The organism is Sinomicrobium halophytocola, assembly GCF_052983395.1.
The window spans coordinates 113,683-134,327 of the sequence record NZ_JBRKIT010000001.1; the positions used below are offsets into that span (position 1 = coordinate 113,683).

General features: G+C 38.2%; 21 protein-coding genes. 16 read left to right on the top strand and 5 right to left on the bottom strand.

Annotated features, from left to right (window positions below; all coding sequences use genetic code 11):
* Nucleotides 1-194 precede the first annotated feature (194 nt).
* On the top strand, nucleotides 195-2,594 hold the full coding sequence (locus ACVBDY_RS00425; protein ID WP_447173514.1) for an FAD-dependent oxidoreductase: 2,400 nt from the start codon (nucleotides 195-197) through the stop codon (nucleotides 2,592-2,594).
* A gap of 97 nt (nucleotides 2,595-2,691) precedes the next feature.
* A complete protein-coding gene (locus tag ACVBDY_RS00430; RefSeq protein WP_447173515.1) occupies nucleotides 2,692-4,287 on the top strand; it encodes a sodium:solute symporter family protein in 1,596 nt (531 codons plus the stop codon).
* A gap of 287 nt (nucleotides 4,288-4,574) precedes the next feature.
* Here the strand turns inward: ACVBDY_RS00430 and ACVBDY_RS00435 are convergent, their stop codons facing one another.
* A complete protein-coding gene (locus tag ACVBDY_RS00435; RefSeq protein WP_447173516.1) occupies nucleotides 4,575-4,865 on the bottom strand; it encodes a hypothetical protein in 291 nt (96 codons plus the stop codon).
* Entirely contained in the window at nucleotides 4,852-5,415 is a 564-nt protein-coding gene (locus ACVBDY_RS00440) for a Fic family protein (RefSeq protein WP_447173517.1), read from the bottom strand. Before ACVBDY_RS00440 ends, ACVBDY_RS00435 begins: the two co-directional genes overlap by 14 nt.
* 672 nt (nucleotides 5,416-6,087) lie before the next feature.
* Between ACVBDY_RS00440 and ACVBDY_RS00445 the strand changes: the two genes are divergently transcribed.
* From ACVBDY_RS00445 to ACVBDY_RS00510, 14 genes are all read left to right on the top strand, one after another.
* Nucleotides 6,088-6,639 carry a sigma-70 family RNA polymerase sigma factor gene (locus ACVBDY_RS00445; protein ID WP_447173518.1) on the top strand — a complete coding sequence of 184 codons (552 nt, stop codon included), beginning with the start codon at nucleotides 6,088-6,090 and terminating at the stop codon, nucleotides 6,637-6,639.
* A 24-nt stretch (nucleotides 6,640-6,663) separates the two neighbouring features.
* The gene (locus ACVBDY_RS00450; RefSeq protein WP_447173519.1) at nucleotides 6,664-7,602 is read left to right on the top strand and encodes a CE1 family esterase; all 939 of its coding nucleotides are present in this window, start codon (nucleotides 6,664-6,666) and stop codon (nucleotides 7,600-7,602) included.
* Nucleotides 7,603-7,708: 106 nt separating this feature from the next.
* Entirely contained in the window at nucleotides 7,709-8,071 is a 363-nt protein-coding gene (locus ACVBDY_RS00455; RefSeq protein WP_447173520.1) for a VOC family protein, read from the top strand.
* A gap of 1 nt (nucleotide 8,072) precedes the next feature.
* Nucleotides 8,073-8,513, top strand: a complete 441-nt coding sequence (locus ACVBDY_RS00460; protein WP_447173521.1) for an EVE domain-containing protein — start codon at nucleotides 8,073-8,075, stop codon at nucleotides 8,511-8,513.
* Nucleotides 8,506-8,967, top strand: a complete 462-nt coding sequence (locus ACVBDY_RS00465) for a MarR family winged helix-turn-helix transcriptional regulator (protein ID WP_447173522.1) — start codon at nucleotides 8,506-8,508, stop codon at nucleotides 8,965-8,967. The genes ACVBDY_RS00460 and ACVBDY_RS00465 overlap by 8 nt, the downstream gene beginning before the upstream one ends.
* 300 nt (nucleotides 8,968-9,267) lie before the next feature.
* The gene (locus ACVBDY_RS00470) at nucleotides 9,268-9,681 is read left to right on the top strand and encodes a nuclear transport factor 2 family protein (RefSeq protein ID WP_447173523.1); all 414 of its coding nucleotides are present in this window, start codon (nucleotides 9,268-9,270) and stop codon (nucleotides 9,679-9,681) included.
* Nucleotides 9,682-9,723: 42 nt separating this feature from the next.
* Complete coding sequence (locus ACVBDY_RS00475) at nucleotides 9,724-10,374, top strand: NAD-dependent epimerase/dehydratase family protein (RefSeq protein WP_447173524.1); 651 nt, start codon at nucleotides 9,724-9,726, stop codon at nucleotides 10,372-10,374.
* On the top strand, nucleotides 10,374-11,174 hold the full coding sequence (locus ACVBDY_RS00480) for a helix-turn-helix domain-containing protein (protein WP_447173525.1): 801 nt from the start codon (nucleotides 10,374-10,376) through the stop codon (nucleotides 11,172-11,174). Before ACVBDY_RS00475 ends, ACVBDY_RS00480 begins: the two co-directional genes overlap by 1 nt.
* Before the next feature lie 310 nt (nucleotides 11,175-11,484).
* Nucleotides 11,485-12,225, top strand: a complete 741-nt coding sequence (locus tag ACVBDY_RS00485) for an SDR family oxidoreductase (RefSeq protein WP_447173526.1) — start codon at nucleotides 11,485-11,487, stop codon at nucleotides 12,223-12,225.
* Nucleotides 12,226-12,243: 18 nt separating this feature from the next.
* A complete protein-coding gene (locus ACVBDY_RS00490; protein WP_447173527.1) occupies nucleotides 12,244-13,158 on the top strand; it encodes a helix-turn-helix domain-containing protein in 915 nt (304 codons plus the stop codon).
* Nucleotides 13,159-13,257: 99 nt separating this feature from the next.
* A complete protein-coding gene (locus tag ACVBDY_RS00495) occupies nucleotides 13,258-14,037 on the top strand; it encodes an SDR family NAD(P)-dependent oxidoreductase (protein ID WP_447173528.1) in 780 nt (259 codons plus the stop codon).
* Between the two features lie 65 nt (nucleotides 14,038-14,102).
* A complete protein-coding gene (locus tag ACVBDY_RS00500; RefSeq protein WP_447173529.1) occupies nucleotides 14,103-15,029 on the top strand; it encodes a helix-turn-helix domain-containing protein in 927 nt (308 codons plus the stop codon).
* 259 nt (nucleotides 15,030-15,288) lie between these two features.
* Nucleotides 15,289-15,858, top strand: coding sequence for a Crp/Fnr family transcriptional regulator (locus ACVBDY_RS00505; RefSeq protein WP_447173530.1), 570 nt, complete (start codon nucleotides 15,289-15,291; stop codon nucleotides 15,856-15,858).
* 76 nt (nucleotides 15,859-15,934) lie between these two features.
* The gene (locus tag ACVBDY_RS00510) at nucleotides 15,935-16,708 is read left to right on the top strand and encodes an SDR family oxidoreductase (protein WP_447173531.1); all 774 of its coding nucleotides are present in this window, start codon (nucleotides 15,935-15,937) and stop codon (nucleotides 16,706-16,708) included.
* Between the two features lie 1,007 nt (nucleotides 16,709-17,715).
* Here the strand turns inward: ACVBDY_RS00510 and ACVBDY_RS00515 are convergent.
* The 3 genes from ACVBDY_RS00515 to ACVBDY_RS00525 are packed head-to-tail and all read right to left on the bottom strand — an operon-like array spanning nucleotide 17,716 to nucleotide 20,314.
* Nucleotides 17,716-18,630 (bottom strand): helix-turn-helix domain-containing protein, encoded by a 915-nt coding sequence (locus ACVBDY_RS00515; protein WP_447173532.1) that lies wholly within the window; start codon nucleotides 18,628-18,630, stop codon nucleotides 17,716-17,718.
* Nucleotides 18,631-18,663: 33 nt separating this feature from the next.
* A complete protein-coding gene (locus ACVBDY_RS00520) occupies nucleotides 18,664-19,401 on the bottom strand; it encodes an SDR family oxidoreductase (protein WP_447173533.1) in 738 nt (245 codons plus the stop codon).
* Nucleotides 19,402-19,411: 10 nt separating this feature from the next.
* Nucleotides 19,412-20,314, bottom strand: a complete 903-nt coding sequence (locus ACVBDY_RS00525; RefSeq protein WP_447173534.1) for an NmrA family NAD(P)-binding protein — start codon at nucleotides 20,312-20,314, stop codon at nucleotides 19,412-19,414.
* Nucleotides 20,315-20,645: the final 331 nt, after the last annotated feature.

Below are 20,645 nucleotides of genomic sequence, written 5' to 3' on the forward strand. Positions count from 1 at the left end.
GAATTTGAGTTACATTAAATTTTTGGCCTGAGGAAGGGGTTGTGAAAAACATTTGGAATTACTGAAAAATTTTAAACGAGTTCTATAAAAAAAAGCAGTTTAGTTGCCTATACAGAGAAATTTTCTTTTCTTTGAAAAATATACCAGACTAGACCAGACCATTAATGGAATGGAAGACAAAATAAAACTAAACAATGATAAAAAAAGAATACGAAGCAAGTCGGACATTGAAGACGAAGGAAAACCACACCGAGCTCGCTATAATCGGCGGCGGGCTCTCCGGTGTATGCACGGCAATAATGGCGGCGCGAAAGGGTGTTCAGGTAGTCTTGGTGCAAGACAGATCGGTATTGGGAGGAAACTCTTCGAGTGAAGTACGTTTATGGATATTAGGGGCCACCTCCCATCTCGGTAATAACAACAGATGGAGCCGTGAAGGAGGGATTATAGACGAAATACTGGTAGAAAACACTTACAGGAATAAGGAGGGGAACCCGCTGATATTCGACACGATCTTACTCGATAAGGTAACAGCAGAGCCTAACATCACACTATTGCTGAACACAGCAGTATATGAAGTACACAAGACCAAAAAGGACACCATCAGTTCGGTGAAAGGTTTTTGCAGTCAGAATTCGACCGAATACATCATCTATGCACCTTTGTTTTGTGATGCCTCCGGAGATGGTATTGTCGGTTTCCTTTCTGGTGCTGCTTTTAGAATGGGAGCAGAGAAAAAAGAAGAATTCGGAGAGAAGTTTGCGCCGACAGAAGAGTATGGAGAACTGTTGGGGCACAGCATGTATTTCTATACAAAAGATACAGGACGTCCCGTGAAATATACGGCACCGACATTTGCGATGGACGTAAGCAAGGAAGTTCCACGTTTCAAAAGTTTCAATGCAAAGGAATTTGGATGTAAGCTTTGGTGGTTGGAACACGGCGGAAGGATGGATACGGTACATGATACAGAACAGATCAAGTGGGATCTATGGAAAGTTATTTATGGTGCTTGGGATTATATCAAGAACTCCGGTAATTTCCCGGAAGCCGAAAACTTGACCTTAGAGTGGGTGGGGACGATTCCTGGGAAGCGCGAAAGTCGCCGATTTGAAGGGGATTATATGTTGCGCCAACAGGATATCGTAGAGCAACGGGTACACGAGGATGCGGTGGCATACGGAGGATGGTCTATCGACTTGCATCCTGCGGACGGTGTATTCGGCGAGAAGCCGGGATGCAACCAATGGCATGCTAAAGGAGTCTATCAGATCCCGTATCGCTGTCTCTACAGCAAAAATATCAAAAACTTATTTCTTGGCGGACGGATCATCAGTGTTACACACGTTGCTTTTGCATCCACGAGGGTAATGGCTACGTCAGCACACATCGGCCAGGCCATTGGTATGGCAGCTTATATGGCGAAGGAAAAAGGCAGAAAGGGGGAAGAATTGGTTGAAACGGAAGCCCGCCGCGATGTTTTATCCGGATCGGGAAACAGTGTATCGCAGTATGCTATAAACGATACGTCGTACACCTCGCCGGATACCCGACAATTTTTAACACCCCGTGATATTTTAACCGAAGGTTTTGTGCCCAACCTACAGCAAGAGCTCCTCAAAGCGGGACAACATATTCCAAACCTGGCAGTAAAAGATGACGGGGACCTCTTTCAGCAGGCTAAGCTTAGTGCGTCCAGTAGCTTTGAATTGGGTAATTTAAATGCCGATTTCTCTATGCCAATAGATACATCTGTGGCGCAGATGTTGCCCTTGGAAGCGGGAAAAATACCCGATCTGACAGTTGAGGTGGATGCAATGCAGGATACAGAACTACAGGTTGAATTGCGGATGAGCAGGAAGATAGGGAATTATACGCCGGATGTTACACTGGAAACCAAATCTATTGCTGTACCGAAAGGAAGGGGAGCGGTTAAAGTTTCGTTTTTGGCAACAATGCCTGAGCGCACTTATGCCTTTATCATTTTTTATAAAAATAGTAAATTGGGGCTGTATCGCACAGATCGGCGTATTACAGGCGTGCTTACAGCTTTCAACCTGGTAAACAAAGCGGTGTCCAACTATGGAAAGCAGACACCACCGGAAGATATCGGTATGGAAGCATTTGAGTTCTGGTGCCCCCAGCGCCGTCCGGAAGGACACAATCTGGCATTAAAGATCGAACCTCCATTGACTCCCTTTGGAGTAGAGGAGATTAAAACGGGAGTTTATCGTCCAACGACTACCCCTAATGCATGGGTGGCCGATCTAAAGGATGCCGAGCCACACATCAGAATAAGTTGGGAAAAACCCAGGAAGATCAACAGGATTGAATTATTTTTTGATACTGATTACGATCATCCGATGGAAAGTGTTTTAATGGGACATCCGGAATCGGTAATGCCCTTCTGTGTGAGAAATTATAAGATACTGGATGATAAAGGAGAGGTGTTATTTGAAAAAAAAGGAAATTATCAAACCATAAATAAAGTAGATTTGAAAAATACGGTAGTAACCCGGGAGTTAACAATTATAATGGAGCATCCTTCGAAGAATGTCCCTGCCGCATTGTTTGCAGTTCGTTGTTATAACTAAAAGACGGAAAATGGGAATTTTGGATTACATTGTGATGTTTGTATTTACAGGCATTATTATTGCGGCTGGGCTGTCATTCGGAAAAACCGGCAACTCTATGAAGTCTTATTTTGCAGCGGGAGGAGCGGTACCATGGCAAATCAGTTCACTGTCTTTATTCATGAGCTTCTTTTCTGCGGGAACATTTGTAGTGTGGGGATCTATTGCTTATCAGTATGGTTTTGTTTCCATAGCCATTCAGCTTACCATGTGCCTCGGAGGATTTTTCGTAGGGATGTTTATCGCTCCTGCATGGCAAAAATCACGCGCTTTGACGGCTGCGGAATTTGTATCCAGGAGGCTGGGACTGACGGTTCAGAAATTTTATAGTTATCTTATTTTGCTGATTTCCTTAATGTATACCGGAGCATTCCTTTACCCGGTAGCCAAAATTATAAATGTATCAACCGGTTTCCCCATCGAAGCCTGTATTTTGGTATTGGGAGTCTTAATTATTATCTATACGGTTGTCGGTGGCCTTTGGGGAGTGATGATTACTGACGTTATTCAATTTATAGTACTTACGGGGGCTGTACTTATTGTAGTGCCGTTGGCATTTGACAAAATAGGAGGAGTAGGAGAATTGTTTGTCAATGCTCCTCCGGATTTCTTTACACCTGTAAATGAAGAATATTCCTGGTTGTTTTTATTGGCTTTTGGCATTTATAACGGGATCTTTATCGGAGGGAACTGGGCTTATGTCCAGCGGTATACCAGTGTAGATAGTCCCAAATCGGCAAAAAAGGTAGGGTATCTGTTTGCGCTGCTATATCTTATAAGTCCTTTTGTCTGGATGTTGCCTCCCATGATCTACAGATTGGTCAACCCGGACTTGTCCGGGTTGGAAAATGAAGGAGCCTACCTGATGATGTGTAAGGCAATACTTCCCCGGGGATTGGTAGGTTTGATGTTGGGAGGTATGGTGTTTGCTACGGCGAGTTCTGTAAATACCACCTTAAACCTGGCTGCAGCGGTGTTTACCAACGATTTGTATAAGTCGGTCCGGCCCGATACCAAGCCAAAGCACCTGATGCTTATAGCTAAACTTGCCGTTGTTGTTTTTGGAATTATGACTATTGGTGTAGCACTGTTGGTGCCATTTGCCGGAGGTATAGTGGAAATAGTATTGAGCGTAGGTGCGGTGACGGGATGCTCATTGTACGGTCCGCCCATATGGGCACTGTTCTCCAGGTATCATACGGGAAAATCAATTTTATGGTGTACCATTTTGGGCCTTTTTCTAAATCTTTATTTTAAATTTCTACATCCCTTACTAACCGGTGTTTCATTAAACAGGGCAGAAGAAATGCTAGCAGGTGCTCTTATTCCTATTGTATTTTTAGGGGGTTACGAAATATGGGCCAGAAGCCGGGGGAAGGTTTCGGAAGACTATCTTCTGTATAAAAAGGCTAAAGGTGTAGTTAGTGACCAGGAAAAAGCAGAACTGAAAGATGAAAGTAGTAGTGAGGCACAGAATAGCTTTGGCTTAAAGATACTGGCAAGAACCATGGCAATAACCTCTATTATTTTTATAGGATTGGCTTTAATAGCGGATCACAAGGCCTTATGGATAACACTGTTTGTAGGAATAGCGATTGGTTTGATTGCTTGGTCAATATACAGGAGTTTAGGAAAGTATTCCCATCATTCATAAGATATAATTTGTTTATCCTTTTTAACGAAAAAAGTTAACCCCATCTAATTTATGTTTACACAAAATTTTGGACACTGTCCTAATTTCTTTCCGATTAGATTGAGAAATAAATCATTCATCCATGAAAATATCCTGAAATGCGTTTTCGATCATCTTAATTTCTTCATTTACCAATTCTTCAAAATGTTTCTCTCTTTTTTTTTTGATAGCTTTCCTTTATTTTGATCCAGGAACTTAATCAATAAATCCACTTTAGTATCGGGTAATGTTATATGATCATTAACAAATTAAGTCATGTGATCGTATTTTTCCAGATAATCTAATTCGGCAGGTATGATTTTTTCGATGGTATCTTCTACACATTCATATAAAAATTCTGCTTGTTGAGTAAGATCAAAATACCGGTATAAGTCAGCAGTTTCATTTACTATTTTAACATTGTGATCGGATGTTTCTTTCCATTGAATTAAATCGACTCTTGGGGACGAAAAATGTTCCAGAATGTCCTGATATCCATCAATGCGGTCTAAAATTGCTGAAGATACAGGAAAAATCATACCTCTTTTAGTATATCCCATCCTGGTAAGGATATGATGTTATGATATATCGATGTATTCTTCCATTACCATCGGATAAAGGATGAATGAACACAAAACCAAAGGCTATGGTAGTTGCCGCCAATACGGGATCATATCTGGCTTGTTGTAAAACTGAATTGGTTTCCAATAAGCCTTGCATAAGGGAGGGCAAGTCTTTAACCCTTGCAGATATATGATCGGGCATCGGTGTGAAAGTTTCCCTGTCATGCTCTCCTATGAAACCTTCTCCCTTCCTCATTCCCATATTTTTGAGTTTCTTGTTTCCAATAACAATATCCTGCAATCGTTCAATTTCCTCAATAGTAAGCGGCGTTTTCCCTGACAATCCAATTGCTTTTCCCCAATTCCGGGCTCGTGCATTAGGGGGGTATTCCCCTTCAATGGCAAAGGAAGCCTTGGAATCTTTCAGTAATAAAAAAGCTGCTGTTCTCCGTATCAAATCTTTATTTCTTTTCCCTAAACCTGTTTCAATGGCAAGGGAAAAATCTTTTTGTACATAATGCTCCAATTTTTCTGTTCTGCGGATCATTGGACAATAATCAGGAGTTCCGGGTAGGTTGTTTCTTACCCGATATCTAGTTGAATTAATAGATAAACCTGTAAATTGTATAGAGGGATCCACAATATCTACATATGTACCTCTTTTAAGATCCGGGACATCCAGTTTTTTCCTTAATAACCATTCATATAAAAACCAAGCCTTCCTGGTATATTGGCTTGTGGGTTCGTCATCCAGCATTTTCAAAATGACTTTTTTTCCCAACAATTCAAAAAACTTTTTTAGGATGTAGAGGTCTAAAGCTTCGTATTTTTAAGCAAACACCAAGTGACTTTTAAGATCAGTATTGGGCTTGTGCCTGATAGTGAATGCTTTCCATTCCTCTGTATCATAACGTTGGTGTTTTTCTGCCGATGGAATGGATAAAAAGGTGCAGTTTAAGTTACCGAAGATTCATCGTGAGATTCCAGATGGGTCGAAGCAATTTTCAATGTCTGATTTAGAGGACAATTTTGAGCGGATTTATAAAGAAGCGAGGTCTATATTCAAATAGTCGAATATAGTGGATAGTATAAATCTTCATCCTTTGCATAGTTATGGGGTAAAATTATATTTATAATTGATATAACCAGTTGGGTGCAAGGCTAAGCGACGGCTAACCTGACACTAACTGACGAAATAATTCATACATTTGAACCAAAAATGGATAATTACGGAGAAATAGTTCTTAAAATACATAACTACATCAGCAAGCTAACTTCCGAAAAAGAGTTGATTGATGAAGTATCCCAAGAAGTTTTTTTGAAAGTACACAACTCAATTGCAACACTCAAAGACAGCGAAAAATTAGATGCGTGGCTGAGACGAATCGTCTATACAACGCTTATGGACATTTATAGGAAGAAGCAAAAAGAGCAAACGGGTAAATTACTACTTACCGGAGATGAAGCAGAACCCGAAAACGAGGGCAATGTTGCGTTAATGGAATGTATTGTTGCATTGTTGCAGTTACTTCCTGATGAACAACGTGAATTGATGGAAGCTATTGAAATAAAAGGAATAAGTCAAGCGGAGTATGCGCGACAGCATAATTTTCCTTTAAGCACTGTGAAATCAAAAGTACAACGTGCAAGACAAAAAATTAAAGAACTCGTTAAAAGCAACTGTATTCTTATGAATGACAAATACGGTAACGTAGTTGATTATGCACTTCCCGAAAAAAGCCTCAAAAAAATTGCGTCCAAAATGCAATAGTCACGTCTATTCAGAAAAGAAAAGGTGAAACTATTGATTTATATTAGTGCGCTGTTTATTGTGGTTACGATAACAGCATTACGTTGGCGACACATTGTAAACCCCAACAAAAAAGGTTCTTTTGTTATTGATAATTTAAAAAGAACTTTTATTTATCACGTTCCGAAATACCTGAAGCCGAATCCGAAATTAATCCTCGTTTATCACGGAACGGGAATGAAAACCTGGATGATGCAACTATTTACAGGACATGAGTTTGACAGGTTTTCCGACTGTTCACAAGATGCCATTATTGTTTACCCTCAAGGCTATGAAACAAGTTGGAATGATTGTAGGAAGATAGCAAACACGCCACCAAAGAAATTGAATTTGGACGATGTTGGCTTTACCGAAAAAATCATTGGGTATTTCCAAAACAAATATCAAATCGACAGTAAAGAAATTTATGCAGTTGGCTTCTCAAATGGCGGACAGTTTGCAATGAGATTAATGAACGAAAAACCCGGATTGTTTAAAGGTTTTGCAATAATGAGTGCACAACTTTCCTACGAAAATGAAACGCAGTGCAAGAAGCTTCCGAATCCTGTTTCGCTCATTGTTTTTAACGGAATGAAAGACCCAATAATTCCATACAATGGTGGTGAAGTTATACTGAAAGGCAAAAGTTACGGGCATGTTTATAGTGCGGAACAAAGTGTGCTACATTGGTTAACAGCCTCCAGGTGCGACACCATTCCGACAAGTACACACGACTTCAAAAATAAAAGGGACGAAGTAACAGCTGTTCAACAATTTTTTTCTTCTATTGAGACAGGCAAGAAAGTAAGTTTTGTAAAAATGCTGAACGGTGGGCATCAAATACCAAACAAGAAATTTAGTATGGGGATTCCCTCAATGGGTTACGTTAATAAAGAAGTGGACGCACCACGACTAATTTGGGATTTCTTTGAAAGTTTGAAGTAAACGAAATACGCTAAACCGAAAGTAATCAACATCCAAAGAATGTTAAAAATTTGTATATTGTTGTCGCGAATATTATATTTACAACAACAATTTGAAATATAATAAAATGAGACAGTTAACATTTGCATCGCTACAAGTAAAAAATCTGGAAGCATCGAAAGACTTCTATGAAAAAAAATTAGGATTTGAAATTAGTGACACGAATCCACAAGCCTGTGTTTTCAAGTATAATCAAGGATATGCAAGTTTTGCTATTCGCACTCCCCTTGAACCACTTGGAGAAAGAGAATTGGGAATTGGTGTCTCGGTTTGGTTTGCAGTTGCAGAAAATGTAGACGAGCTGAAAGAGAATTTCATTGCGAATGGAATAACTACTGCTGGCCCAATTATAGAAACACCTTTTGGTAGAGCATTTCACGTAATAGACCTTGATGGCTATAAACTTACATTTTTGGAAACAAACGCATAAAATGAAAGAACGAGAAACAAAATATTGGGTAATCGTGGCTTCAAAAGACCATGTTAAATCGGGTATTGAACAAGGTATTGCCCAAGCCTGCCACGGTAAGGTCACACAATTAAAAAGAATGCGAAAAGGAGATTTTGTGATTTACTATTCTGGTAAACAGACAATGGGAAAATCCGATAAATGTCAAGAATTTACAGCAATCGGACACGTGAAAAATGATAATGTTTATTCGTTTCAAATGACAGCAGACTTTTGCTCATTCAGGAGAGACATTGAATTCCTTGACCATAAAGATATTTCAATTTTACCTTTGATAGACGATTTACATTTTATCCGAAACAAACAAAGTTGGGGTTATTCATTCCGTTTTGGATTTTTTGAAATCAACCAACACGACTTTGATTTAATTTCTTCACAAATGCTTCAACATCATTATGCCTAAAGAAATCGAATTCCACTTTAAAAGTCCAAACGATAGTCCGGGTTATTTGCTCGGACAAGTAACTATGCTATGGCAACGTAAACTTAAAATGGTTTTAGACCCTTTAAACCTAACACAAACGCAATTTGTGTTATTGGCTGCACTGGGTTGGCTTTCAAAAAAGAACAATGCTGTTACACAAATTGACATTGCCAATCAAGCTAACGCAGACAGAATGATGGTCTCCAAAGTTCTGAGAACCTTAGAAGAAAAGAAATTTATCAGCAGACAAGAACATCAAACTGACACAAGAGCCAAAGTAATTAAATTGACGAATGAAGGGGATAAAGTTCTGCAAAAAGCATTGACATCAGTTGAAAGTGCCGATATAGATTTCTTTTCAGTTCTGGATAAAAAACTATCCCCATTTAATCAGAGTTTGCTAAAGGTGATTGAACAAAACAAAAATGAATAAAAGCACACACAGCTAATAACGGCTCATAAAACATATCATTTTCAGTGGGCTAACAAACGTTTCGTCCCGCATTGTGTTTTGGAAAAGCGGATACATACGCAATACATAATCTGGCGCCTTCCATTCCTGCGAACGTTGGGGCAAGGCTAAACCAACCACCGTGCGTACTTCAACAGACGGACAAACCAAGCCCACCGACCATCCATAAGTTCTGGACTTTTCAACAAAATTACTTTGGACTTTTCAACAAAGCTACTTGAAAATGTTATGCCCATCTTTGCATTGTAAAATTTTTAGAAAATGGAAAATAAAGAAACCGCAAAGAAGTATTTCGAAGCAATGGTAGCCGGAAACTTCGATGAAATGAACAAATTAAAAACGCCTGATTGTGTTTATTGGTTGAGTGGTGAGGGATCCTGGCCGTTTGGAGGTTACCAATCACCAGAAAACCAAGCAAAACTATGGGGCACCGTAGCAGAACGATTCCCGACAGGGATGAAAATGACGCTTCGATCGATCACGGCAGACGAAGAGCGGGCAGCACTTTATGTTCATATTCGGGGAACGCGAATGGATGGTCGTATTTACGAAAACGATGTGATGCTGCTTTTGACCTTTAAGGATGGCTTAATTAGCGGGCTTTATGAATATTTGGATACCATTATGGTGAATGAATTATTCTGCGGCCCGATGGATGATGTAAAAAATAGTTAAAAACATCAGGAATGGGATGGGTAACATAATAGAAATAGGAAATTGAAAGTAATCATTACAGGAACAACAGGAATGGTTGGCGAGGGTGTTCTATTGGAATGTCTGCAAAACAACAAAGTATCAGAAGTGTTAAGCATTTCTCGAAAACCTTGTGGAATTAAAAACCAGAAGTTGACAGAATTGCTTGTGGCTGATTTTTTTGAAATTGAAAATTATGCTGAAAATTTAAAAGGTTATGATGCGTGTTTTTATTGTGCAGGAAAAAGTTCGGCTGGAATGACTGAAGCCGAATACACAAAACTAACTTTTGACATGACTATTCATTTTGCGAATGTGCTGAAAGAATTAAATCCAAACATAACATTCAATTTTGTGTCAGGTTATCATACGGATACCTCGGAAAAAGGATCTATTATGTGGGCAAGAGTAAAAGGAAAAACGGAAAATGGACTAACAAAAATATTTTCAGAAAAAGCGTATTATTTCCGACCTGCATTGATGAAACCAACGAAAGGACAACAAAACTTTTACGGATACAATGGGATAGCACATAAAGTTTTTTATCCGGTATTAGGCATCTTTTATCCTGCCTGCACCATTGAAGAAATTGGCAAGGCGATGATCAATACGGCTACCTATGGTTATTCAAAAAACATTTTGGAAGTAAAAGACATTAAAGAAGCAGCTGAATAATGAAAGTAACTGACATAAAATCTTGTTATATCGGGCCCGAAATTTCACCTGAACAATTTATTGCTGAACACTTTTTCTTGTATTTGGCAAAAGGAAAAGTAAACGGCTATGACGGAAACAAAAAACAAACACTCCATGCAGGCGACTACTGTTTATTTTTCAAAAATCATTTGGCCAGATACAACAAGGAAAAAACAGAAAATGAATTTGAAAAAGTAGTCATTATTTTTGATGAAGCGTTTTTAAAAAAATTTCAGGAAAAACATAAACCGAAAGTCGCAAAATTTAAATCAGAAAAAGCATTTTTGAAATTAGACAAAAGCGAATTCATATCAAACTTTATTCAGTCACTTGCACCCTATTACAATCGTTCAGGAAAAATTGACAAAGCATTTGCCGACATAAAACTAGAAGAATTGCTTATCATCTTGCTCAAAAATCTACCCGAACTCGCAGGAATATTTTTTGACTACGGAATACCCAAAAAAATAAATTTGGAAGCGTTTATGAATAAAAACTTCAAGTTCAACGTAAGCATACAGCGCTTAGCGTATATGACAGGACGAAGTTTATCGGCTTTCAAACGGGACTTCAAAGAAATTTTTAATGAAACACCAAATCGTTGGTTGGTTCAAAAACGCTTACAGGAAGCACATTTCCTCATTGAGAAAAAGAACAAAAAACCTACTGACATTTATATGGAATTAGGTTTTGAAGATTTGTCGCATTTTTCTTACGTTTTCAAAAAGCAGTTTGGTTACGCACCGACAGAACTATCAAAGAAACAAGTAACCGCATAGGACCAAGCACATTTGCTAACCGCACAATCCGAACACCATCCAAAGTTTACAAAAGAGTTTGCCCCTTTCCGAAAAACAAAATTTATCCCTTCCCGACTTTTTATTTTTCGGCAAACACAGGATCAGACCCAACAGACAACGAATGAAGAAAGCCACAGCCACTAACAGCAATTGGGTGCAAGGCTAACTGACCCCATCCGCCCCACTCACTCACTCCCCAAGACAATTCGACTACAACAAATACCAATTCGACTACTTTCTACAAATCGAAGACTAAGAACTTTGCAACAGAATCACAAAAAGAAATAATATGCAAAACCTTAAAGAAAAAGTAGTTGCTGTTACAGGAGCAAGTGCAGGAATTGGTAAAGCCATAGCAATAAAATTGGCGGAAAATGGAGCAAAAGTTATTTTAGGTGCACGAAATGCCGAACTATTAGCAAAAATTGTTGAAGAAATTAAAAGTAACGGAGGCGAAGCCGTATGTGTAAAAACCGATGTAAGTAATAAAACTGATATGGTTAGGTTGATTAATATAGCAGTTTCGCAATATGGCAAGTTAGACGTTATTATAAATAATGCAGGTGTTGCCCATCTCAGCAGAATTGATGAACTGAACATTGATGGTTGGGACGAAATGATTGACATCAATATCAAGGGCGTCTTGTATGGAATGGCTGCCGCAATTCCTGTTTTTAAGAAACAACAATCGGGACATATTGTCAATATCATTTCGACTTCGGGTATAAAAATCGTACCCACACAAGGCGTTTATGCAGGTACAAAAAATGCTGTCCGTACCATTGCAGAAGCATTTCGGCAAGAATCGGACGGAAACATACGAATTACCGGAATTTCACCCGGATTTATAAAAACTGATTTTGCCTTAAAAAGCGTAAGTACTGAAGATCTGAAAACAGCAGCTTCCAAGGCCGTTGCAACATTAGCAATAAGTCCCGAAGCCATTGCCGATGCGGTAATTTACGCTATCAGCCAGCCCAAAGATGTTGAAGTTGGCGATATAGTAATTCGTCCGTCAAAACAAAATTGATTATATTGTAACGACAAAATGAAACGGCAATCAAAAATACATCATATTGAAAGCATATCGCAATTAGCGCGTGAATTGGAACTTCCCGCACCATTGCACCCATTGATTGCATTGGTCGATTACAATAATGTTTCGGCTGAAATATTTCCCAAAGGGCAAAAAATAAGTCCTGATTTTTACAAAATTTCATTTAAGCCAACATTTAAAGGACAAACAAAATACGGACAAGGATATTATGATTTTGAGGAAGGTGGATTGGCCTTTTTGAAACCCAAACAAATTGTTTTTTCACCAGAAAATACAGCCAATTATGTTGGTTTTGCATTGTATTTTCATCAAGACTTTATCCGAAGTTATCCATTGGGAAATTCGATAACCCAATACGGATTTTTCTCTTATAACGTTTCCGAAGCATTGTTTTTGTCGGCAAAAGAAAAAGGAATTATAACAAACTTGTTTAATTCAATAGCGAACGAATTGCACAATAATATAGATCAATTCAGCCAGGATGTTTTGGTATCACAAATAGAATTGCTACTTAATTACAGCAATCGTTTTTACAACAGACAATTCATCACAAGGAAAGCAGTCAATCACGACATCTTAATATCTTTGGATAATCTGCTATATAGCTATTTTAAAGAGGAAAACACGCTAAAAAATGGATTACCGTCTGTTAAATATATCAGTGCCCAATTAAATCTATCACAACGATATTTGAGCGATATGTTACGTTCACTTACAGGATTAAATACCCAACAATATATCCAGAATGCTATCATTGAAAAAGCCAAAGAAAAATTAGCTACCACGAATTTATCCGTTTCAGAAATCGCCTACGGATTAGGCTTTGAGCATTCACAGTCATTCAGCAAGTTGTTTAAGTCAAAGACACACCTTTCACCATTGGCATTTCGGCAATCGTTTAATTAGAATGATAATCCCCAATTTGGCTTCAAAAATCCTTGATTTGGCAACTTAGATGGAGATTATTATGAAGAATTTTGTTTCATCAAATTTATAAAATATAAAATGATGCAAACAGAAAAAAACAAAATCGCTTTGGTTACTGGAGCCAACAAAGGAATCGGATTTGAAATTGCCAAAGCACTTGCCGGCAATGGATATCACGTGTATATCGGTTCTCGTGATTTACAAAATGGGAAAGCCGCTGCTGAAAAAATCGGGGGTAAATCACAAGCTATTCAATTGGATATCACCGATGAAAATTCTATCAAAGAATCCGTCCGGCAAGTTCAGAATACATCAGGGCATATAGATTTATTGGTCAATAATGCCGCTATTTCACAAGTTAAAAATACAGGTTTAACTATGGAGGAGATGCTTGAAGCCCAAAAACCAAGTGTCGTATCTATTACAGATATGCGTGTTGTTTGGGATACCAATGTATTCGGTACGTTAGCGGTGACACAAGCCTTTTTACCATTATTGCGTAAATCAGAAAAAGCCCGCATAGTAACAGTTTCAAGTGCTTTAGGGTCGCTAACCCTCAATTCCAATCCTGCAAATCCCTACCGCTCCAGTTTTGGTGCGGTTTATGGTGCGTCCAAAACAGCTCTCAATGGAGTGATGTTGTCTTTGGCTATAGAATTGGAAAGAGAGAACATTAAGGTAAATTTGGTGAGTCCGGGATTTGCTGCTACCGCGCTGAATAATTTTCAGGGAACTGATACAGTAGAAGTAGGTTCTTTAGAACCCATACGTGTGGCTTTAGCAGAAGATATCCCAACGGGAAGTTTTACGGGGCCTAATAATATACTCGGAACCGATACGAACGATATTCCCTGGTAATGTAAAATCATAAAAATATATGCACTGCATATATTTTTATGATTTCGTTTAGTAAATTTATTTCAATGAAAAATAAAGAAAATAGTTTGAAGCGTTTCCGCTCCATATCAGAAATTCATCAGGCTTTTGGATTGCCTAAACCGCAACATCCATTGATAAGTCTGATGTATTTCAATGAAAACAATCCTTTCAATCCCGAGAATGCTCCAATTTATGATGTATTGTATTTCTATAAAATAGCTTTCAACACAGAAAATAGTGGCAGACTAAAATATGGTCAAGGCCATTACGATTTCAATGACGGAAGTATGCTTTTTATAGCTCCGAACCAGTTGGTAGGAAGTTCGAAATCGGAATACAATGGCGAAAGACAAGGGTACATTTTGCTCATCCATCCTGATTTTTTGTTGGGTTATCCTTTGGCTAAAAAAATTAAAGAGTATGGCTATTTTTCTTATTCTGTAAATGAAGCCCTGTATTTATCCGATAGCGAAAAGGAAATTATTCTTTCTGTTTATAATATCATTAAGCAAGAACTTGATAGCCGGGTAGATGAATTTAGTCAAGATGTGATAATTGCTCAGATAGAGTTATTACTGAGTTATGCCAACCGTTTTTACAAACGTCAATTTGTAACACGGAAAGTAATAAATAATGATTTGTTACAAAAGACAGAAACGATTTTGGATAATTATTTTAATAGACAGGAAACTCTAAAAAAGGGATTGCCCACGGTACAATTCTTATCGGAACAATTGCATTTATCTCCAGGATATTTAAGTGATGTACTCCGTTCACTCATCGGGGTAAATGCCCAGCAATATATTCACCTAAAGCTTATAGAAAAAGCAAAAGAAAAATTATCTACCACCAATTTATCCGTTTCAGAAATTGCTTACGAATTGGGCTTTGAACATTCACAGTCATTCAGCAAGTTGTTTAAGTCAAAAACCAATGTTTCACCTTTGGAGTTTCGGCAATCGTTTAACTAAAGCGAAAGCACACTAGCACTCAACAATAAATTTTCGTAATGCGGGGACGATGTGGTAAATTGGGACTTTAAAGCTATTAATAAACATGGCAACAGTTTGATAGTGAATCGACTTGAAATCCGTCACCACCCATATTCGAGCCGTTACAGTCAATGTTGGACGACCGCACAACCTTACGCCGACTGTAACGATTTGACACGACAGACACTTTTCAATAACGACAAATACCAGACAAACAACTATTGCTAACTTTGCAACAATGAAAGAATTGATTGACTATATTTTACAGTTTGGCAACTTGAATAAACAGCAAATAGGCCTTATCACAAGCAAAGCAACAGAATTAGAACTTCGGAAAAACGAGTACTTTTCGGAAGCTGGAAAAATCCCAAAACAAGTTGGTTTTGTGGTTAAAGGCATTATTCGCATTTGCTGTTACGGCAACGAGGGCGAAGAAATCACTAAGTATTTTATTGACGAAAATCGGTTGGTTGTAGATTACGAAAATTTTGATGCCAACCTTGTGTCTTCCGATTATTTGCAGGCTGTTACCGACTGTAAACTTATTGTGTTTTCTAAACGGGATTGGGAAGAACTTTACAATACAATTATTGGTTGGGACAAAATTGTAAGCAAAGCAGTTCAAAAAGCATTTCAGATACACTTAGAAAGAAGAACTGCATTGGTTTCGGAAGATGCTGTTACACGCTACTTGTCATTCATAGAAAAATTCCCAACACTTGTTAACCGTGTTCCACAAGCTTATATTGCTTCTTACTTAGGCGTTACAAGATTTTCATTAAGTCGAATAAGAAAAAATATTCACTAATTCTTTTTTTGCCAAATGGCAACTGATATTGTTTTTAGACAGACAACCTTTGCAGTTCATTTTTAATACAAGTATTATGAACATTTCATTAAAAGGACAGGTTGCCTTGGTAACAGGTGGAACAAAAGGCATTGGTAAAGCCATAGCAGACAAATTAAGTAATGCAGGTGCGCAAGTAGTTGTAACTGCACGCAACGAACCAAAAGACAAGGCAAGTGAACATTTTTTCATTGCAGCAGACCTTGTTCAACCCGAAAGTGCGGAAATCATTGCTAAAGAAATTTTAGAAAAATATAGCAGAATAGACATTATCGTCAATAATGCGGGTGCTAATTTAAGTCCTGGGGGAGGTTTCAGCACACTTTCGGATGAAAATTGGAATAACGATTGGCAAATGAATTTTTTGTCCGCCGTTCGTATCAACAAAGCGTTATTGCCTTCAATGATTACACAAAAACACGGCATAATCATCAACATCTCTACGGGTGCTGCCAAACAACCTATTTGGGAAATGACAATGTCTTATTCATCGGCAAAAGCAGCATTGAATGTTTACAGCAAAGCATTGGCAAGCGAAGTTGGCTTAAAAGGAATACGTGTAAACGTCGTTTCACCGGGCGTGGTGAAGACATCGTTAATGTTGGAATTTATTGAGAATATAGCAAAGTCCTCAAATACTACGGTGGATGAAGCATTTAAAGCCGTAATGGACAAAGTTGGTGTGCCATTGGGCAGAATGGCTGAACCCGAAGAAATTGCTAACCTTGTTGCATTTCTTGTTTCTTCGGAAGCAAAATACATTACAGGTACTAATTATTCCGTAGACGGTGGTGCTTCACCTATTGTTTAAATGATTGACAAAAACACTGCCTGTAACAACTAAGGTTTTGTTCGGCCCGCAGGGCCTAGAATAAAACCGCTGTTGCGCAGGCTGTCCCGCGCCTTAGCAAGAGAACTCTGCGTCTTCAGGGTGATTTTGAGCTATGGGTAAAGTGTCAGGCAAGTTGTTCAAGTCAAAGACACACCTTTCACCATTAGCATTTCGGCAATCATTTAACTGAAACGAAAATAGCATAACTTATCAGACTGAAACGTTTAGAAAAAGCCCAGCGCCCACACGGTATAGCAAATAAGAGTTTCAGTGGGTTTCTGGGTTTGTCTCCCGCTTCAACTTCGGTAACGGTAGATACGAACGCAGTCAGCAATCCCTTACTTGCCATACCGTCAACCGTCGGAGGTCATTTGAGAAAAATCGATATAGCCGTTGATAACTCTACAAAAGTGAAAATACAACTACGAAAACTCATCACAGAGGCCTGAAATAACCAAATTATGAACTTTAGCAAAATATCCTTCAGATAGGGGTACAGATATTTCTCTTTTTAAACACTCAATTTTACTACATTGTAGACATCTGAAGTGAATATGATTATGAGAATGAATTTGCTTTTTCTCTCCACAATTGGGGCAAATTGCAAAATATTGCTTTCCATCATCTCCAACTATCTTATATAGATTATAATTAATAATTTGACCGATCGGGGAAAAGAAAACTGAGGAGTAATTAATGGAAAAAAATAATAAAGAACAAAATAACGGAAACACAAGAATCATAAAGAACTTTCAGTTTTAGATTTAATAGAGATTTCCATCAAAAATATTAATTCAGGTTATTCATAACCCGATGCGATACGTTCATTTTCAAGTTTATTTCCCCATCTCTCTCGTTCAGCTCCAAAACAGCCCTGCTTTCATTGGACAATGAAAATTTTGGAAAAAATATTATACACCCATTAGGAACTTAAATAAACAACCTATATCCTTTCTGGGAGCGATTAATGGCCTTCTATTTTTAATTCAATTAAAACTAGCCCTAAACTCCATCGGACTGACCCCGCTTTTACTCTTAAACAGTCGGCTAAAACTTTGCGGATATTCAAAACCCAATTGATATGCTATTTCGTTTACTGTCAATTCTGATATTGAGAGCATTTCTTTTGCTTTTTCGACAAGTTTATTGTGTATATGGTGCTGTGCACTTAGACCGGTAAGTGTTCTCAACATATCGCTTAAATAGCTGGGAGAAATATTTAATTTTTCAGAAAGCAATTGTACGGTTGGAATGCCTTCCTTCAAGGGTGCGGAGTCATTAAAATAGTTGTCTAAAATTTCTTCTATTTTTTGTAATAAATCGTTGTTGACTACCTTTCGAGTTATGAATTGTCGTTTGTAAAAACGGTTACAGTAATTTAATAGCAGCTCAAGTTGGGCTATCATGACATCCTGACTAAAATCATCTATCCTACTTTTTAATTCCTCATCGATGATTTCAAAAATGGATAAGATTGTTTTTCTTTCATTTTCTGATAAATGCAGTGCTTCATTAGTGGCGTAGGAAAAGAAACCATATTCTTTGATCTTCTTTGCCAATGGATAGGTTAAAAGGAAATCGGGGTGGATCAGTAATAAACTACCACTTGCATGATTGCCACTGGGACTTTCAAACACTTGATTTGGAGAGGTAAGCACCAAACCACCTTCTCCAAAATCATAATAGTTTTGTCCGTATTTTGCTTGCCCACAAATCCCCGTTTTATACGAAATCTTATAGAAGTTCATAACCATAGATTTCGGAAAATCGTAGGGTAGTGTTTCCAAGTCCGTTATATCCACAAAACTAATCAGCGGGTGCATAGGCTTTGGCAAACCAAATACCCGATGAAAGTCCGTTAATGATTCAAATTTATAAAGTGTATTCTCTTCCTTTTTCATGCGCAAATTTACAAAATTCAAAAGCAATAATTTTTACCAGGGACATTCTCCGGTTTCCGGATTGTGTTCTTCGCTGATAAACTTTCCTGTTGGTCCATCCGCGCCAATGATTGCATATTTGGCAATTCGGGTACCTGCTTCTTGAACGGTTCCCGTTCCACGATGACCATTAAAGTCCGTTGCCACAAATCCCGGACATACTGCATTTACTTTAAATGGCGTATCCCTTAATTCATAAGCCAAATTGATAGTGTACATATTGAGAGCGGCCTTCGATGCCGGATAAACAGCCGCTTTGTGTGAATAATATTTCCAAGTGGGATCGCAATGCAAAGTTAGCGAACAGCCACTTGATGATACATTTACGATACGTGGTTCTTCTGCGTTATGCATCATATCAATAGATGCTTGTGTCACTCGTACCACACCATATACATTGGTTTCAAATACCTGTTTGAACTGGTCTATGCTTGCCTCTAAAGCAGCTTGAGGCCAACCGCCATTGATACCTGCATTGTTGATAAGCACATCCAGGACTTCCGTTTTTTTTCCGATTTCAATTCTTGCCGATTTTACTGAATCATCATTGGTAACATCCAATTGTACGACTTCAACATTCGTTAGTCCTTCGGCTTGAAGTTTTTTGACAGCTGCCACTCCGTTTTCCAGATTTCGGCTGCCCAGGAAAACGTAAAAACCTTTTTGCAATAGTTGTCGTGCGGTTTCATAGCCAATACTTTTGTTGGCCCCGGTAATCAATACTTTTTTCATTTCCATTTTTTTAATTATTATAAACCGAGGCAAAATCTTTGGCGAAATCGACAAATTTTACTTTGCCTAATTCTGGTTTGTTGCGATAAAAATCTTCGAACAATAAACCGGTACGTTGACTTGCCTGCATTTCTACCATCCCTTTCGCAATTTTCGGATTTACGCCCATTGACAACATGCCCTCAAGCATTTGTTCGTCTGAAATTTCAATCCATTTTAAATCTGGGTTTCCGATGGCTTTTCCCAATATTCCGACGATCTCATTGGGAGATATTTCATCACTTGCTATATAACGAACTTTTCTTCCCTCAAAAGGTAGTTCCATTTCTTCAGCAATTGCGTCAGCGATATCCGATGGTGAAACCCAAGGTTCTTTTTTATCGCCACCATAGTTTGAAACAATCGCCCCTTTTTCTTTAATAGATTGCATAGACCTAAATAAATTGGTGTAGAATCCGGTTGGCCGCATAAACTTAATAGAAACATCATCGGGAAGTTGTTTCAAAATATTTTCGACATCATGGTGTGCCGAAAGTGAGCCATAACCTGTAGGACTGTGAGCGCCGACACTGCTGAGATGAACAATTTTTTTAACACCCGAAACCAATACAGCTTGTTTGTAATTGTTTCCAATGAGGTGAAAGCCTGCCAAAAAATCGACTTCTTTATCAAAAATATTGCCGATGCCTTCCCATGCTTCCATGAGATAGACGATATCGGCCCCTTTGAAAGTTTTGGCCAAAAAATCGCCATCTTTCATAGAACCAATAGCAGCTTTTGCCCCTAATGCTTCTATGTCCTGCTGTCTTTCTGCTTTGCTTGAAATTACTGTGACCTTATGCCCTTTTTTCACCAAAGTAGGGGTAAGGGATTTGCCGATGTTCCCCAGGGAACCTGTAATTACTATATTCATAGTTCTATTTTATTTTTATGTTGCAAATATCATTAAGCGGATACAAGAGGATATAACCTAAATGAGGGATTTTATAACAGGAACGGGGATAATGAAAAAAAGACCGCCTAAAACTTTTTAGACGGCCTCTTTGTTTTGGTACAACATTTTGCCATTTTTGAGTTGAGAATATGGTTTGATGGTTATTGATATTTAAATAACTCCACTGCTTTCATATGTCCGGATTCGTGAATATGAGTATAAAAAAACACGACATATTGAGAAATATTTAGTAGATTAGCCTTTGTAAATATCTCAATTAGCGATATTTCGTGTAATGACATATTTTTGA

Coding starts and splice junctions, on each gene's coding strand:
- ACVBDY_RS00425 (WP_447173514.1), top strand. CDS start 195: ATGATAAAAAAAGAATACGAAGCAAGTCGGACATTGAAGACGAAGGAA.
- ACVBDY_RS00430 (WP_447173515.1), top strand. CDS start 2,692: ATGAAGTCTTATTTTGCAGCGGGAGGAGCGGTACCATGGCAAATCAGT.
- ACVBDY_RS00435 (WP_447173516.1), bottom strand. CDS start 4,865: ATGGGATATACTAAAAGAGGTATGATTTTTCCTGTATCTTCAGCAATT.
- ACVBDY_RS00440 (WP_447173517.1), bottom strand. CDS start 5,415: ATGATCCGCAGAACAGAAAAATTGGAGCATTATGTACAAAAAGATTTT.
- ACVBDY_RS00445 (WP_447173518.1), top strand. CDS start 6,088: ATGGATAATTACGGAGAAATAGTTCTTAAAATACATAACTACATCAGC.
- ACVBDY_RS00455 (WP_447173520.1), top strand. CDS start 7,709: ATGAGACAGTTAACATTTGCATCGCTACAAGTAAAAAATCTGGAAGCA.
- ACVBDY_RS00460 (WP_447173521.1), top strand. CDS start 8,073: ATGAAAGAACGAGAAACAAAATATTGGGTAATCGTGGCTTCAAAAGAC.
- ACVBDY_RS00465 (WP_447173522.1), top strand. CDS start 8,506: ATGCCTAAAGAAATCGAATTCCACTTTAAAAGTCCAAACGATAGTCCG.
- ACVBDY_RS00470 (WP_447173523.1), top strand. CDS start 9,268: ATGGAAAATAAAGAAACCGCAAAGAAGTATTTCGAAGCAATGGTAGCC.
- ACVBDY_RS00480 (WP_447173525.1), top strand. CDS start 10,374: ATGAAAGTAACTGACATAAAATCTTGTTATATCGGGCCCGAAATTTCA.
- ACVBDY_RS00485 (WP_447173526.1), top strand. CDS start 11,485: ATGCAAAACCTTAAAGAAAAAGTAGTTGCTGTTACAGGAGCAAGTGCA.
- ACVBDY_RS00490 (WP_447173527.1), top strand. CDS start 12,244: ATGAAACGGCAATCAAAAATACATCATATTGAAAGCATATCGCAATTA.
- ACVBDY_RS00495 (WP_447173528.1), top strand. CDS start 13,258: ATGATGCAAACAGAAAAAAACAAAATCGCTTTGGTTACTGGAGCCAAC.
- ACVBDY_RS00500 (WP_447173529.1), top strand. CDS start 14,103: ATGAAAAATAAAGAAAATAGTTTGAAGCGTTTCCGCTCCATATCAGAA.
- ACVBDY_RS00505 (WP_447173530.1), top strand. CDS start 15,289: ATGAAAGAATTGATTGACTATATTTTACAGTTTGGCAACTTGAATAAA.
- ACVBDY_RS00510 (WP_447173531.1), top strand. CDS start 15,935: ATGAACATTTCATTAAAAGGACAGGTTGCCTTGGTAACAGGTGGAACA.
- ACVBDY_RS00515 (WP_447173532.1), bottom strand. CDS start 18,630: ATGAAAAAGGAAGAGAATACACTTTATAAATTTGAATCATTAACGGAC.
- ACVBDY_RS00520 (WP_447173533.1), bottom strand. CDS start 19,401: ATGAAAAAAGTATTGATTACCGGGGCCAACAAAAGTATTGGCTATGAA.
- ACVBDY_RS00525 (WP_447173534.1), bottom strand. CDS start 20,314: ATGAATATAGTAATTACAGGTTCCCTGGGGAACATCGGCAAATCCCTT.